Genomic DNA, 14013 nt, shown 5'->3' with positions numbered 1-14013 from the left:
AAAAAAACAGCTAAAAATTTAAAAAGTATTTTAACTAAAATTAATATCGAGCCTATTAAATTCCATTGATTAAGACATACTTATGCTACTAGACTATTTAAGGCCAATGTTCCACCTAAAACGGTTCAGGTATTAATGGGACATTCCGATATTAGCATTACGTTAGGTATCTATACTCATGTTATGAAAGATACTAAATTAGAAGCTATAGAAAAGCTTAATGAAATTTTTGCATTATAAAAGGTTACTCATTTATTTATGGAGTAACCTTTTTAATTTGAATTACAACCTTACACATTTCAGTTGTAACTGTGCATAAAATCTTGAATCTTAGTATTACCTTGACTATTTATTCCTGCAAATTTGCCGTCATTTATTCCTATAGCTAAACTGACTATAATCTCAGATAACTTAGATATGTTAATTTATGAATTTTTTATATCAAAATATTGACCTTCTGGTCTAGTTAAAGCTTCTTCTATAGTAATCACTTTCAATTCTACTCCTTTTATTTACCTAAAATATTTTCCCTAATTATAATTAAAATTCAGTCAAATGTATAAGCTTAAGTTCACTTTAATTCTAGTTGTATTAGTATTGTGTTATTTAGATAGCAAAAAAGGAACTACTAAACTTTCATTCTTAGTAATACTTCTTATGAGCAAATAAAGAAATACAACAGAGTTATAAATGCATTATGAAGAGGCTAACTTAAATATCCCAATAAAACACGTATCAAATAGTGCTGCAATTTTAGATTTAAGAGAATGTGATTTCAACATGGTTAGATTAGGAATCTCTTTATATGGACCTTACCCATCATCTGAAGTTAGCAGAGATATAAAACTAAAAACAGCTTTAGAATTAAAAGCTATAGTTAGTAACATAAAGACTATAGAAAAGGAAACTAGCGTTAGTTATTCTGGAACATATACAGCAAATGAAGATACAAAAATAGCCACATTACCTGTTGGTTATGCAGATAGTTTCCCTAGAACACAAAAAAATCCTCAAGCATTTATAAATGGTAGATTATTAAATATAGTAGTAAGAATATGCATGGATCAAACTATGATTGAAGTTCCAAATGATCTTGATGTTAATATGGAAGATGAAGTTATCTTAATAGGTGACATAGATGGAATAAGAATAGGTGATATATCAAGTAAGATGGGTACAATAGATCACGAAATACTTTGTTGCTTAACTAAAAGAGTAAACAGAGTTTATATAACAAACGATAATAAATATATGGTTAATCAGCTATTACATTAATATGTTTAATCTATTATAATTATTAAAAACTATGATTAGGGCATCAGGGCACCTATTTTATCAAACCTTAAAATTAATATATTTCATTATTTTATAAGAAATTGTAATTTTGATGCCCCAAATGCCCTAAGGATATATATCTGTTGAAATTACTTACTTTTACTACAGGGCACTAACTAAATTTTATAGTGTTCTATATAAAAGTTACTGCCCTACTGCCCTAGTTTTAATTATTTTTTCTAAAAAATCAGGGCACTACAGTCTCATAAAGCTATCTACATGGCATCAAATAAAGGACACTTATATGGTGGAGTAATATATCCTCTTCTTCCATTACTCTTTTTATACTGTGCACCATATTTAAATAAACTTGTCTTTAATGAACTTGTAGAATTTATATTTAACTTACTACATATATCTGCTGTTGGTTTCCACTTCCAATTTGACTTGTCACTTTCCCAATCAAATTCCCTTTCAACTATAAGTTCAACATTTAAAGATATTTTAAAATCTTCATTACTACTATTTAGTAGTTCTAATTCATCCTTTTCTAAATAATGCTTAATATTATAATCTTCTTTTAAATGCATTACCTCTCCCCATAACATATTTATATCTAAGTTATCTATTATATTAAAATCGATTTTTTCCACAGGTATTACCCAATATCTTCTGTTTCCAGTGTCATCCTTTAAGAAATCTCCATTGTTTACCGTTGCATAAAAAGATGTTCTTCTTGGATATACCATAGGTTTCATAGCATATGGTCTTCTAAACTCATCACTTGATTCTGTTATAAAAGCTTTAAGTTTAGCCAAGTCTCTCTTTAATGTTGAATCAAGTTCACCAAGTTCTGCTACCCAGTATTTTATACATTGATATACTTTATCTTTATCACTTGGATCTAACTCTAATCCTGTTTTTACGTATATTGGTATTAGTTTTTTAATAAGCCTTGTTTTACCGATTCCTTGCTTTCCTTGAAGTGTAAGTATGCCTTCAATATTTTTATCTCCATCATTAAAAGGTATCATTGCCGTATTTATTAACCACTTAGTTATAAGTGTCTTCTTTAATATAGGACTATAATCTTTTGGAGTAATAATTGCATCACATAGTTTTTGTATATATTCATAGTTTCCATCAAAGTTCATATAAGATTCACTTAAATAATCTGCCACTGGATTTTTAGGATTTGATTCTGCTATTATTCCTATAAATTTATCAATCATATGAAGATTAACATTAAATCCACACTTTGAGCATAATGAGTGAATTTCTACAAGTTGGTTATCTCCATTACTTACATCTAATCCATCTATTTCAACATCTTTGGTTATCTCGTTATAATAAGCTTGTATGTTGTTTGCTTTTAGTACTTCATTTAAGTTGTCCCATATTTTCATAGGTTCACCTTTTTTATTTACGAAAGGATATACGATGTTATATTTTTTATTGGTTACTTCATCACTTTTACAACTTAATTCAAAAGCTTTGTCTAAGTCACCTTCTTGTAGGGATTTTTCATATTTATCATTATAAAAATTTATTAAGTTTTCTTTGTTTAATGATTTTGATGTATTAGTTTTTATGTTTGGTAAATTCAAGGGTTTGTTTAGTATTTCATAAGCTTTTTGTAATGCTTGTATGAATGGTATGTTCTCTATTTTTTGAATGAATTTTATTATGTCTCCACCTTCACTACAAGAAAAGCATTTGTAGAAAGCTCCATTTCCTTTGTCTACTATTGAAAAGCTTGGTGTTTTGTCTTTGTGAAATGGGCAGCTCATTTTGTTTCTTTTTAGTTGGTTTGGATAGTAGTAGTTTATTACACTTTCTAAGTCTCTTATGTTGTTTATTTCTTGTATATATGTTTTGAACATGTTTATCCCCCCCTTTGATTTATAGTGTTATTTCTTTTATGTCTATGTCTAGTGATTTTGAGATTTTGTATATGGTTTTGGGTCTTGGAGTTCCTTGTCCTTTTACTGCTCTTGCGGCTGTTGATTTTGATATTTGGCTTATTGATGCTAGTTTTGTGATTGAGTAGCCTTTTTGTAGCATTTTTGATTTTATTAGTTCTGTGTTTAGTTTGTAGTTCATGTTTGATTTCTCCTTTTTGTTTCGTTTTGTTTTATGGTTAGATGATATCAGAGAAATGTTGTCAAAGTATAATAAAGTATTTGTATAAAGTTTTTTATAGAAAATTTTATATTATAATTTGTTTGTATAAAAAATTCGCTTCGCTCATATCGCCAACGATTTCGTCCGTTGCTCAAAATCTTTTTACGCTCAAAACCAATTTGTTGATATTACTTACATTCAGAATTTATCCACATTTTTTTAAGTATTATAATATCCTTAAGCGTAAAAAAAGAACTACTAATCATTATATATTAGTAGTTCTCTTACTCTATTTTAGTATATTCCAATGATTGATACTATTCTCAAAAATCATATCTATGATTAAATATTTATTGGAATGATTATGTAGTTTATGTTAAAATACAATAGAAATTACAATCTAAGAGTGATGGTTTCTATACTAAGAATTAAACCTACTTCCAAATAGGAAGGAGGTGGAAGTATGGAAATTTTAAAATTATTATTAAATAACTCTGATGCTATATTAATTAGCATATTTGGAGCCTTTATTTACGATAAATTAAAAATCACTCTTACTGGCAATAAGAGTGATTCAAACGATTAATATCAAATTGATTACATAGAAATCACACTCTATTTCCGTAGATTGTAATTTCTTTTTTACTTTATATACATATATTATACTATATTTTATTGAGAAATAAACCTTAAATTTACTTAGTCTAATTTATTAATTCAAAAAAATATTTGAAATTATTAGTTTTATAAAAATTTATCTAGGAAATTAATGCTTCTTCTTCAAAAGCATCTAAATCTTTTAAGATTTGGATAGTAAATTCTAATGATTCTACTTCTAAAGTAATAATTAAATTTTCATTAGTTAATATAGCTTATATTTTATGATATTCATCTCTAGAATAGTCTAGTACTACTGTTTTAAGAAAATCTAAATCATTACTTGTATTGTTTTTTACAAATAAAAAAATATTAGCAATTTACTAATATCTTTTCATATATTTCACTAGTGAAGACGATTCACAATAATCATATCCACAATTTTATTTTATACAATTTTTCTCCATAGGTCATACAAGAACAAAGTTATTGTTGCAAAAAATCTTTTACAAATTATATCAATAACATATTATTTCAATATAAATCGTCAGATATATTTAATACTCTTGATTCTGTATTCGCTAGATAATATATCAGTATAAGGTAAAACATATAGACCATTACATCAATGTAATTCTTATGTACTTTAATAATTAAAATTAGACTACTCCTTTGAATTTTATACAAAACTAAATATTCAACTTTTTAATCTTTAATATATATGTATTCTTTATATATTAAAAATTCTAGTGGTTCATTGTATAACTTATTCACTGTATTTATATTATCAACAAATAATTGAACTTGACTACTTCTAGCATCAATAAAATTTTTAAGTGTTTTATTAGTTTTATTAGATTCAAATTTTTCTAATCGTTCACCTGTTTCCATTAATACCCCATCTATTGGTGATTTATTTACTACTGGAACTTTGGAAATTAATTGTCCTGAAGTTTTACTTATTTTTGCTAATCCATTTAATAAATGAGATTCCATAGATGTACTAGCATATCCTTCAATTATGTTATAACATTCAGTATAAAGTTCCCTATATTTTAAAGATAAACTTTCAATTTTATTAGAAGTATTATTAAGATATTCTACATTGAAATTACCAAGTAATATTATTTCAATAAATGAAGCAAATGAAAATATATATAAAGCTAATTGATAATCTTTAAATTGTGAATAAATTTTTTCCATTTTATTATTAACGCTTTTATTAATATGTAATAATGATTGTTTTTTCAATTTTTCCCTAATTTGAGTTTGATGAAATTCAATACTTTTAGATGCATCATGTTTGATACTTTGGACTAAAATATGTTTATTAGTCCTGTATTTTTCATTCTCCCAATTATATTTGTAATTATTTAGTATATCAGATAAAGTATCTAAACTTGCCTTTAAATTTGCCTTTTCTTTATTCTCTAGAAATGAGAGTATTTTTTGTTGTGTTTCTTGGATACTATCAAGCTTCTTGTCTATACTCATTAATGTGGCAGCCATAAAAAGCATTGTTGGATTATAAGGCATTGTTGTAACTTGTCTAACGTTATCTTGTTTTATCCATCTAGCTTGGCCAATTAATTTATTATTTGTGTCAAATGCAGAACCTAGTGCTCCTGTTCCATCTTTTGCTTGTGCTAATTTAGTAGCACCTTTAGGTAAAACACATCTATATAATCCATCAGTATTAATACTCTGTGTTATAGTACGTGTAACCTCAGATATATTTGAAAATCCAACCCCTAAAATAGATAATTTTGATAATGGAATTTTTGTGTATTTTTCAATATTAATTTTTTCATCATAAATAGATGGAATATATTCCATATCTAGCATCATATTTATCGTTTCATTATTATCCTTTGCATCCATAAAAATCTCCCTATTCAATAAATTCATTTTTTCTTATTCCTACATTAATCATCTATTTAATAAACTTAAAATTTTATTTTAATAAATAAAAGTATGAAATATTTATCTTAATTATATATTATATTTTATATATTTTCACTATACGGATATATTTCTAAATTGTCTTGTATTTCCATAGCTATATTCTAGTACTTAACTTTTATTTCAATATATTATTTACACAAATTATAAATTAAAATAAAAAACTACCAAGTAATAAACTTAGTAGTTTTTTATTTCAATGGTGGAGACGAATCGCAGGAATAATACCCACGATACACTATTCTATATATCTTTTACATAAATAAATATCATTGCTACCTCCAAAAGATACAAATCTATATTTATCATGTTTAGCTCTAATATTATAAAATCTTTTCTTCTTGATTAATAATACTTTCTCCTCACCTTCATTGTTAATTCCTGTATAAACAGAATATCCTTTAAACCATAATAAAATATTTATATTTAGATTTTCTGATTTTGCATTTAATAACACAAATATAATTATAAATATATTTGTATATACTATATAAAAAATATCAACTTTATCTATGTCAAAGGTTAATAAAGGAAGCAAGTATGTCATCATATAATCCATATGAGCCTTTTTATCTTCTTTAATATTACTAAATATAATTTCATTTTCAGTAATTCTTAACGACTCTTTACTTTTTATATACTTATTTACAATTATAATACAAATAATTTGTATTATTAATACAATCGTTATTGTACATAGTATATAGTTTTTAATATTCTTACTTTGTTCTATGCATAAATATACATATGAATACATAAAAATCATTACTAAATATAGAGGTAAAAATCCTGTTAAGGACAGAGCTAACTTCGGAAGCATATGTCTTCCTCCTTTTTAACTATTTAATAACATCATCTCTTTCACTTATATATCTTCTAACATAATCATCTGCAAACAAATGTAATACATCTCCTACATCTGTATCTTCATCAAATATAATTTGACCATTTATCTCATCAAAATTAACATTTAAGTTATATTGTCTTAAAACTTCTGGAACTCTTTCAATATTATTATAAAAATATTGATATGATTGTGTTGTTTGTATTTTATGAAGTTTTCTCATGTAAGTGTTCTTTCCAGATACTTCATTCAAAAAATCTATAATGGTATCTTCTTGCATTAGGTTAAACCTTCTTAAGTTTGTTTCTACATTATTCATAGTCCCCCTAAATAATTCATCTATTTCTAAAATATACTCTGCTTGAGTTATATTTAGTATAAATGAACAATTTTCTCTAGTATCTAATATTATGTCAGGTATAGCCTTAGATAATACTAATATACTATCATTTTCTTTTTCAACCACAGCTTCTTCATTATTAAATCTAGCTTTCCACCCTTGTTTAAATAATTTGCTAGAATTGTATCTATATAAAAATATAAAATCACCTTTTTTAAATATAATAATTTTTATCTTCTCAGTGTCAATAGTTCTAATTGTAGCAATTGCTACATCATTATTTATTATTTGATTATTTAGATCTATAATATTACTGAATGCATGAAATTCTTCCATACCATCTATAATGTAATATACTGTATTAACCCTTCTCTCTAATGAATCGTATTGAGCATATTCTTTTCCATCTAAGCATGTACTTATTGGATTTAATATTTCTATCTGCTGTTCTTCTGTTAATTCACTTCTAAATGAATATATATTTGTATTCGTTTTCAAAAATAGACATAGTCCATCATTAATTTCATTCAACTCATTTTTCAATCTATCTAAGCTATTACTATATGGCATATTTATACTCCTTTTTACGTTTTTGTTATAATATGTATAATTATACCATATATTTATCATCTATGTAGAATACACTGTATATTATAATTTACTTTATCCTCAACAAAAGAAAAGACCACATTGAATACAACTTCAACATGGTCTTTATATACGATTACTTCCTTTATATAGTCTCCTATAAACTTCTTACATTCTGGTATATTTCTCTCTAGTACAAAATCTTTAAATCTTGAAAACATACCTCTTATTTGTTCTTCTGTTATAGCTACACTATCTACAGATTTATTTTCTGTCTTTAATTCATTCATTTTTAAATCCAAATTTAGCTTCACTTGTTCCAGCTCATCAAGCTTATCTTTTAACATGTTATTTACTATACCATTCATTATAGCATTTAGTATATTATTTATCTCTTTATTTACTTTCTCTAACTTTTGTTCTAAATTTTTAAGTAACTCTGCATTACTTTCATTCTTATCATTCATTTTCTCATTCAATGCCTTACTTAAAACTGGTATAGCTTCATCATTTAATATGTTATTTTCAAGTTCCTGTAATATAAACTCTTCTAAATAGTCTCTTTTTATCTCTCTATTACTACATTCCCTCTTTTGTTTTCTACATCCACATCTATATGAAATATAATCATTTCCATAAGAGTCCTTTCTTTTATTACCTTGCATTGCATGTCCACATTCCCCACATCTAATTAGTCCTGTTAATAGATATGTTGTAGTTGCTTTATGTGCACCTGGAGTTTTCTTTCTTTTTTGAATCATCTCTTGTGCTTGTGCAAATATCTCTTTATTAATTATAGCTGGCATACCACCTTCTACCTTTATTATTTCATCATCACTCTTTTGCTTATGACCATTTCTTTTTCCATCTACACCTTTTCTCTGGGTCTTGTTAAATACATATACTCCTGTATACTTCTCATTATTCAATATTCCATGTAAACTATTCTTGCCGAACTTATTACCTCTTTTAGTCTTATATCCTAGATTATTTAATTCATCTATTATCTTACTATATGAATATCCTTGTACATATCTATCAAATATAATTTTTACTGCTTGAGCTTCTTCTTCATTAACTATATAGGTTTTATCATGTGCTACATCATAACCTAATGGTGCATCCCCTCCATTATGAAGTGCTTTAAGTGCATTTTCTTTTTGACCTTTAGCAACTTCTCTCGCTAAGTTTGCACTATAATATTGAGCCATTCCCTCTATAACCGATTCTAATATTAAAGATTCAGGTGAGTTATCTAAGTTCTCTAATACACTTACAACTCTTATTCCTTTTACTTTTAATTTCTGTTTATACATAGCTGAATCATACTTATCTCTAGAAAATCTATCTAGCTTATGAACTATTACCATAGATATTCCTGTTGTATCTGCTTCACAGAATTTAATCATATTTTGAAACTCCGGTCTTTTATCTGATGTTGCTGATTTTGCTCTATCTATGAACTGATTAACTATCTTTATATTATTCTTATCTGCATATTCATTGATTGCTCTTAATTGAGCATCTATTGACTCATCCCTTTGATTGTCTGAACTAAATCTTGCATATACTACTGCTTTCTTCGCTGCCATACTAGCTCCTCCAAAGTTTAAATATACTAATTTTAATCTATATTAGAGGCTACACACTAACACTAAGTGTGTAACCATATTTTAATCTATCTATCTTCTTTTACAAGTATAGAAAGTATATCTACTAAGCTTCTACTTATATTAACTGTGTGTCTCTTTTCATAGTCAGTTCTTTCAACTACCTTATAGTCTTTAGAATATAAATCTTTTCTTCCTATGCTGATTTTATAAGTTTCTGTCATATTTATATCCTCCATTTATCATAGAATATAATCAAGAGTACATAAGCACTCTTGATTATAAGTTATATTTGAAAGTTCTCAATTATACTTCTTTCTATCTGAAGCATTCTTGGTCTTATTGTTGTATATCCTGTTGAATCACTAGCATCTTTTGTATGAATAGTTTTTTTAGGAGAATCATTGTTAGAATCAACTTTCACAATTCCACTATCTCTTAACTGTTTCACTAGTTGTCTTTGACTTATTCCCAAATGTATACCTCTTTTTTTATTTTCAAATTCTATAAAAGAATATACTTTATCTGTGTAAAAGTAATAATATTCCTTATCCTTATATCCACATATATATTCTAATTTATCTTCTATAACTTGGTTCTGGTCATTTAATGTTGCTATTCTTATTGACTTTGAATTTATTGATTCCTTTAATGTATTTAAAAATATATCTATAGGTGAGTTTCTCGATATTAATTTTATCTGCTCTTCTATTAATCTTTCTACAACTTTAATCGCTCTATCCATGTACTCATCATCTTCATACTTATCTATAACACCTTTATCTCTAATATAATTTAACATACAACTAAAACCTACTAATATCCATGCACTAGACTCAATAGTTCTTCCATGTATATCATCTTTATATTGTTCTCTAATTTCATCCCTGTAAGATTTAAAGTTATATAATAATATATTAGATAATTCATCAATATTTTCCATACCACATAATAGCCATTCTATGTATCCTCTCATTGCTTCGCCAAGCAAATGACTGTTGTTTTGTAATTCAGTTAATATGTTTAAGTCTACTGAGTTTCTATTCAATTCTATTGATAATAATCTAGCATTAGACGATTCTCCACATACGAGATCTTCTCCTGTTATTAATATCATTCCTCTAGGCCTCTTAGCATCCTTTATATCTAACTTATTACTTGAGCGTCCTTTCCCTACTCTATCTCCATACATTCTTATAATAGATTCTGCTTTTGAGTCTTGAATTTTTTTATCCCTATATTCTTGTTTAGGTGCAAAGTCATCACATAAGTATAGGCTATCCTTTAACTTATTAGCTTTTAATTCAATAGCTGTAATCGTATCATTAAATGTAGCTGGAATCTTTTTATTAAAATCACCAAAATGACTTAATACAACTTTTGATACTGCTGTTTTTCTTGATCCTGTTTTTCCATATGTCCATACTATATTTTCTGGTGGTTTAGTTTTTCTACTGATAATTTCAATAAGTGGAGATAAGTAAACTAATGAAGAGAATATAATACCTTTATCATCTTCCATTAAATCTACGAGCTTTAAGCTCATTTCACACGCTTTATTTATATCACTAATTTTATCTGGTAGTACATAGTTATCTATTGATTCATCTAACTCAACTTGAACATTTGAACCTCCTATAACTCCTCCACCATGTAGATATATCCACTTATTGTCTTGATATATCCATCCTGTGTGGTCATATATATACTTAGTTTTTATATTCATACATAAGTGTTGTATCAATTCAATAAAGTCATTAATATATTTTTTATCTATAGAATATTTAAAACCAAAATTATCAGTTACCCATGTAGGTCTATTTATAGTATGTGAATCTAATATTACCTCTGGTAATACCTCTCCGTTAATCCCTAGAGCATTTATACATAAGTACATTTTTCCATCTATAACTCTTTGTTCTATTACATTTACTAAAAAATTGCATATCTTTTTATTAGATGAATTCATAACTGTGTTATTATCTAGAACATTTAATCCTATTTCCTCATATAATTTAATTAATTCTTCTCTGTTTATTGCCATGCTCATTTGTATTCCTCCTATTTATCCCATTTAACATTATTCGGTACTAAAGATATACCTCTATATTTAACACTTGTATCTTTAAGTAAGTTCTCAATTTTCAAGTGTAATCTACTTAATCGTTGTAAGTTTTTTTCGTATGATCCCTCTGTATTCATAAGTATGTAAATAGCCCTTGCGTTATCTTCATACTCTGTACTGCCCAATATAGTTAAACTATATTCTTTTTCATTTAATACACCTTCATCAATCATCCATTCTAATTCACTATGATTTCCTTCTTTACACTCAATAAGTAGAGTTAATTCTACCTTTACACTTTTAAAGTTTGTCATTAATATACCTCCTGTTGTCAAAGCCCGAAAGGCCGTGTTTTTTTCACTTCTTCCTTCTGATACTAAATATAAACTACTTTTTGATTAAAAACTAACCAAACCATTATCCAATTTTTTTGCATTTTTATAAAAAAAATAGCACACTCATTGTGTACTATTTTTATGCTGATTAAGAATTAATATCTTCTATTAATTTAATCATTGAATTCATTATATTATCATCTTCATATTTTTTCATGTCCATCTCTTCTATCTCCAAATCCATTCGTTTTAGAGACATATCAGTATATATATCCATGTTTTTTCTCATATTTTTATTAAATTGAGTTTCTATATCTATACATTTTTCGGCTATTTCTTGTGCTTCTTCTATATAACCAGACTTTTTTAATTTATCTTCTTTCTTTTTATAATCATTAACTATCTTACAATTTTTTATAGCTTCTCTTCTATATGTATCCATATATCCGTCTATTTCTTTAATTTTAAACTCAATATCTTCTTTTAACTTCCTTAAGTTCTTGTATGTAGCATCATATCTTGATTCTCTAGGTAGTATATTATATAGTTTTATGATTTCTTCCATCAACTTATCTGTTGCAATTTGATTACTTAACCTCAAATTTCTTCTATATTCAGTTATTTTAAAAAGTGAATCTGTAATAATTATTATCTTAGAATATATTTCATTATTATTAGGATCATCAGATATAATCAAATCATTTACTATACTATCAATACTTGAATTTTGTAATTGCACAATTTTTTTATTGCTTTTATATTTGTTATTTATACTTTTCCCTAATCTTTCTTTTTCTTCTTCTATTCTTTCCTCAACTTTAAATCTAATAAATCCTATAGCTTCATCTTGTGATTTATATATACTTTCATTAAACTCTTCTGTTATTAGATTCCAATCTTCCCATAGTTTATCTAGACTACCTCTGTATGTATCCTTTATTCTTAAAATACATCTAAAAAATATCGTTGTTATTAACGGTATCTCTGTCTTCTTTCTGTCCGCCCAGTACTCTTTAAATAACTTATTATTTCCTGATTCAAATGAAAATACATACTGTTCCATGACTTTCAATTCATCTTCTGTTAAGATATCCTTAATTCTATTTTTATCATATTTGCTTTTATATTTCTTTTTTCCATCATCATTAGATTTTTTCTTCTTAGTTTCACTTGGTCTTAAATATAATTTTCCAATTATATCATTAATTTCACTTGATCTTTCTGCTAATCTCGTTTCATCATTATCCTCTCCTGTAGATGATAATCTTAATATATCTTCTAATTGAATTTTTATATCAAATTTTAATTGTCCCAATCCATACTTTAACGTATATTTCATATTATAAATTTCTCCTTCATATAAAATTTTTCTGGGCTTCAAGAGCTTAAATAAATTATATATGAATACATTAATAATTTAAATATAACTTAGCATATTATGACATTCTTCGAGATCATAATTTCTATACTAATGCATATCCCTATTCCTATCATAGTACCTATCATAAATCCAATCATAATCAAACCTCCTGTATACTACTTTTTATTCTCCAATACTTTCTTCAATACTGTACTAAAGATTGAAATACCAAAAATTACTCCACTTGTAAACTCTTCTATTGTCATATTCTGCCTCCTAAGCTAAGCCTTTAATTAATTCTTGCTTGAAATCATCATCTAGTACACCAGCCTTTAATCCTACCAGTATTAATGCTACAAACTTATCCATAGTTAAATCTACAGGCCTTGGAATAAGTTTATTAATTCTATCTCGGCAGTCACGATATAGGCATATTCTAACCTCGTATCTTTGTAATGACTTAATATATATTTTCTCTATTGCAAATCTTTCATCTCCATCTTCTACTGTTACACTTCTTATTATCTTGCAATATTTAGTTTCTTTTTCAAATAGTTCCTCTTTACTTTGATTCGCCATGTTAATTCTTCCTTTCTTTACAAAAATAATGCCTTGCCACATTTAACTGTAGCAAGGCTCTTAAATTATATTAATCATTATTTTTATTTACTATTAATCCTATTACAAATAGTATAATCACTCCTATAACTATCCACTTTAACAATCCTAAAACTATACCACCTAATGATGTTAATATTGCATATGACACAATAAAACATCCAAACCATAAAAATCCTATTGGGCCACATCCAAAATACGTTATATCTAGCATTGAATTAATCAGAAAAAATATACCTGTCCCGATAAGTATTGCTAATACTGTTAATATCATATCTACTGTCAATCTCCTTCT

The 14013-nt window shown here is 26.4% G+C and carries 14 protein-coding genes and 1 pseudogene; 3 read left to right on the top strand and 12 right to left on the bottom strand.

Going from position 1 to position 14013, the window contains the following annotated elements; genetic code table 11:
- Positions 1 to 81 precede the first annotated feature (81 nt).
- Both CRIB_RS12785 and alr read left to right on the top strand, forming a co-directional pair.
- Positions 82 to 240, top strand: a pseudogene (locus CRIB_RS12785) (tyrosine-type recombinase/integrase); the annotation flags it as partial.
- Positions 241 to 690: 450 nt separating this feature from the next.
- Positions 691 to 1275 carry an alanine racemase gene (gene alr, locus CRIB_RS01200; RefSeq protein ID WP_180702747.1) on the top strand — a complete coding sequence of 195 codons (585 nt, stop codon included), beginning with the start codon at positions 691 to 693 and terminating at the stop codon, positions 1273 to 1275.
- A gap of 275 nt (positions 1276 to 1550) precedes the next feature.
- Here alr and CRIB_RS01195 read toward each other — a convergent pair whose 3' ends face one another.
- Positions 1551 to 3158, bottom strand: a complete 1608-nt coding sequence (locus tag CRIB_RS01195) for a VapE domain-containing protein (protein ID WP_180702746.1) — start codon at positions 3156 to 3158, stop codon at positions 1551 to 1553.
- Between the two features lie 19 nt (positions 3159 to 3177).
- The gene (locus CRIB_RS01190; RefSeq protein WP_180702745.1) at positions 3178 to 3378 is read right to left on the bottom strand and encodes a helix-turn-helix domain-containing protein; all 201 of its coding nucleotides are present in this window, start codon (positions 3376 to 3378) and stop codon (positions 3178 to 3180) included.
- A 484-nt stretch (positions 3379 to 3862) separates the two neighbouring features.
- Here CRIB_RS01190 and CRIB_RS12690 point away from each other — a divergent pair, with 484 nt between their 5' ends.
- The gene (locus tag CRIB_RS12690; RefSeq protein WP_276701684.1) at positions 3863 to 3985 is read left to right on the top strand and encodes a hypothetical protein; all 123 of its coding nucleotides are present in this window, start codon (positions 3863 to 3865) and stop codon (positions 3983 to 3985) included.
- Between the two features lie 716 nt (positions 3986 to 4701).
- Here the strand turns inward: CRIB_RS12690 and CRIB_RS01185 are convergent.
- The 10 genes from CRIB_RS01185 to CRIB_RS01135 form a co-directional block, all read right to left on the bottom strand.
- The gene (locus tag CRIB_RS01185) at positions 4702 to 5877 is read right to left on the bottom strand and encodes a hypothetical protein (RefSeq protein WP_180702744.1); all 1176 of its coding nucleotides are present in this window, start codon (positions 5875 to 5877) and stop codon (positions 4702 to 4704) included.
- Between the two features lie 319 nt (positions 5878 to 6196).
- Complete coding sequence (locus tag CRIB_RS01180; RefSeq protein WP_180702743.1) at positions 6197 to 6778, bottom strand: hypothetical protein; 582 nt, start codon at positions 6776 to 6778, stop codon at positions 6197 to 6199.
- Positions 6779 to 6797: 19 nt separating this feature from the next.
- Entirely contained in the window at positions 6798 to 7712 is a 915-nt protein-coding gene (locus tag CRIB_RS01175; RefSeq protein WP_168572127.1) for a Kiwa anti-phage protein KwaB-like domain-containing protein, read from the bottom strand.
- 56 nt (positions 7713 to 7768) lie between these two features.
- A complete protein-coding gene (locus CRIB_RS01170) occupies positions 7769 to 9322 on the bottom strand; it encodes a recombinase family protein (RefSeq protein ID WP_168572126.1) in 1554 nt (517 codons plus the stop codon).
- A gap of 86 nt (positions 9323 to 9408) precedes the next feature.
- Positions 9409 to 9564 (bottom strand): hypothetical protein, encoded by a 156-nt coding sequence (locus CRIB_RS01165; RefSeq protein ID WP_021364900.1) that lies wholly within the window; start codon positions 9562 to 9564, stop codon positions 9409 to 9411.
- A gap of 62 nt (positions 9565 to 9626) precedes the next feature.
- On the bottom strand, positions 9627 to 11390 hold the full coding sequence (locus CRIB_RS01160; protein ID WP_168572125.1) for a hypothetical protein: 1764 nt from the start codon (positions 11388 to 11390) through the stop codon (positions 9627 to 9629).
- 11 nt (positions 11391 to 11401) lie between these two features.
- Positions 11402 to 11719, bottom strand: coding sequence for a hypothetical protein (locus tag CRIB_RS01155; RefSeq protein WP_168572124.1), 318 nt, complete (start codon positions 11717 to 11719; stop codon positions 11402 to 11404).
- A 169-nt stretch (positions 11720 to 11888) separates the two neighbouring features.
- Positions 11889 to 13079: a hypothetical protein gene (locus CRIB_RS01150; protein ID WP_243155163.1), complete on the bottom strand. Its 1191-nt coding sequence runs from the start codon at positions 13077 to 13079 to the stop codon at positions 11889 to 11891.
- Between the two features lie 297 nt (positions 13080 to 13376).
- Positions 13377 to 13679: a hypothetical protein gene (locus CRIB_RS01140; RefSeq protein WP_243633553.1), complete on the bottom strand. Its 303-nt coding sequence runs from the start codon at positions 13677 to 13679 to the stop codon at positions 13377 to 13379.
- A 70-nt stretch (positions 13680 to 13749) separates the two neighbouring features.
- Positions 13750 to 13992 carry a hypothetical protein gene (locus tag CRIB_RS01135; RefSeq protein WP_180702742.1) on the bottom strand — a complete coding sequence of 81 codons (243 nt, stop codon included), beginning with the start codon at positions 13990 to 13992 and terminating at the stop codon, positions 13750 to 13752.
- Positions 13993 to 14013: the final 21 nt, after the last annotated feature.

It is taken from the genome of Romboutsia ilealis (assembly GCF_900015215.1).
GTDB classification, from domain to species: domain Bacteria; phylum Bacillota; class Clostridia; order Peptostreptococcales; family Peptostreptococcaceae; genus Romboutsia; species Romboutsia ilealis.
This window is presented reverse-complemented; position numbering and strand designations above follow the sequence as displayed.

What these genes read in the sequence shown, in the direction of transcription:
- alr (WP_180702747.1), top strand. Translation starts at nt 691, where the DNA reads ATGCATTATGAAGAGGCTAACTTAAATATCCCAATAAAACACGTATCA.
- CRIB_RS01195 (WP_180702746.1), bottom strand. Translation starts at nt 3,158, where the DNA reads ATGTTCAAAACATATATACAAGAAATAAACAACATAAGAGACTTAGAA.
- CRIB_RS01190 (WP_180702745.1), bottom strand. Translation starts at nt 3,378, where the DNA reads ATGAACTACAAACTAAACACAGAACTAATAAAATCAAAAATGCTACAA.
- CRIB_RS12690 (WP_276701684.1), top strand. Translation starts at nt 3,863, where the DNA reads ATGGAAATTTTAAAATTATTATTAAATAACTCTGATGCTATATTAATT.
- CRIB_RS01185 (WP_180702744.1), bottom strand. Translation starts at nt 5,877, where the DNA reads ATGGATGCAAAGGATAATAATGAAACGATAAATATGATGCTAGATATG.
- CRIB_RS01180 (WP_180702743.1), bottom strand. Translation starts at nt 6,778, where the DNA reads ATGCTTCCGAAGTTAGCTCTGTCCTTAACAGGATTTTTACCTCTATAT.
- CRIB_RS01175 (WP_168572127.1), bottom strand. Translation starts at nt 7,712, where the DNA reads ATGCCATATAGTAATAGCTTAGATAGATTGAAAAATGAGTTGAATGAA.
- CRIB_RS01170 (WP_168572126.1), bottom strand. Translation starts at nt 9,322, where the DNA reads ATGGCAGCGAAGAAAGCAGTAGTATATGCAAGATTTAGTTCAGACAAT.
- CRIB_RS01165 (WP_021364900.1), bottom strand. Translation starts at nt 9,564, where the DNA reads ATGACAGAAACTTATAAAATCAGCATAGGAAGAAAAGATTTATATTCT.
- CRIB_RS01160 (WP_168572125.1), bottom strand. Translation starts at nt 11,390, where the DNA reads ATGAGCATGGCAATAAACAGAGAAGAATTAATTAAATTATATGAGGAA.
- CRIB_RS01155 (WP_168572124.1), bottom strand. Translation starts at nt 11,719, where the DNA reads ATGACAAACTTTAAAAGTGTAAAGGTAGAATTAACTCTACTTATTGAG.
- CRIB_RS01150 (WP_243155163.1), bottom strand. Translation starts at nt 13,079, where the DNA reads ATGAAATATACGTTAAAGTATGGATTGGGACAATTAAAATTTGATATA.
- CRIB_RS01140 (WP_243633553.1), bottom strand. Translation starts at nt 13,679, where the DNA reads ATGGCGAATCAAAGTAAAGAGGAACTATTTGAAAAAGAAACTAAATAT.
- CRIB_RS01135 (WP_180702742.1), bottom strand. Translation starts at nt 13,992, where the DNA reads ATGATATTAACAGTATTAGCAATACTTATCGGGACAGGTATATTTTTT.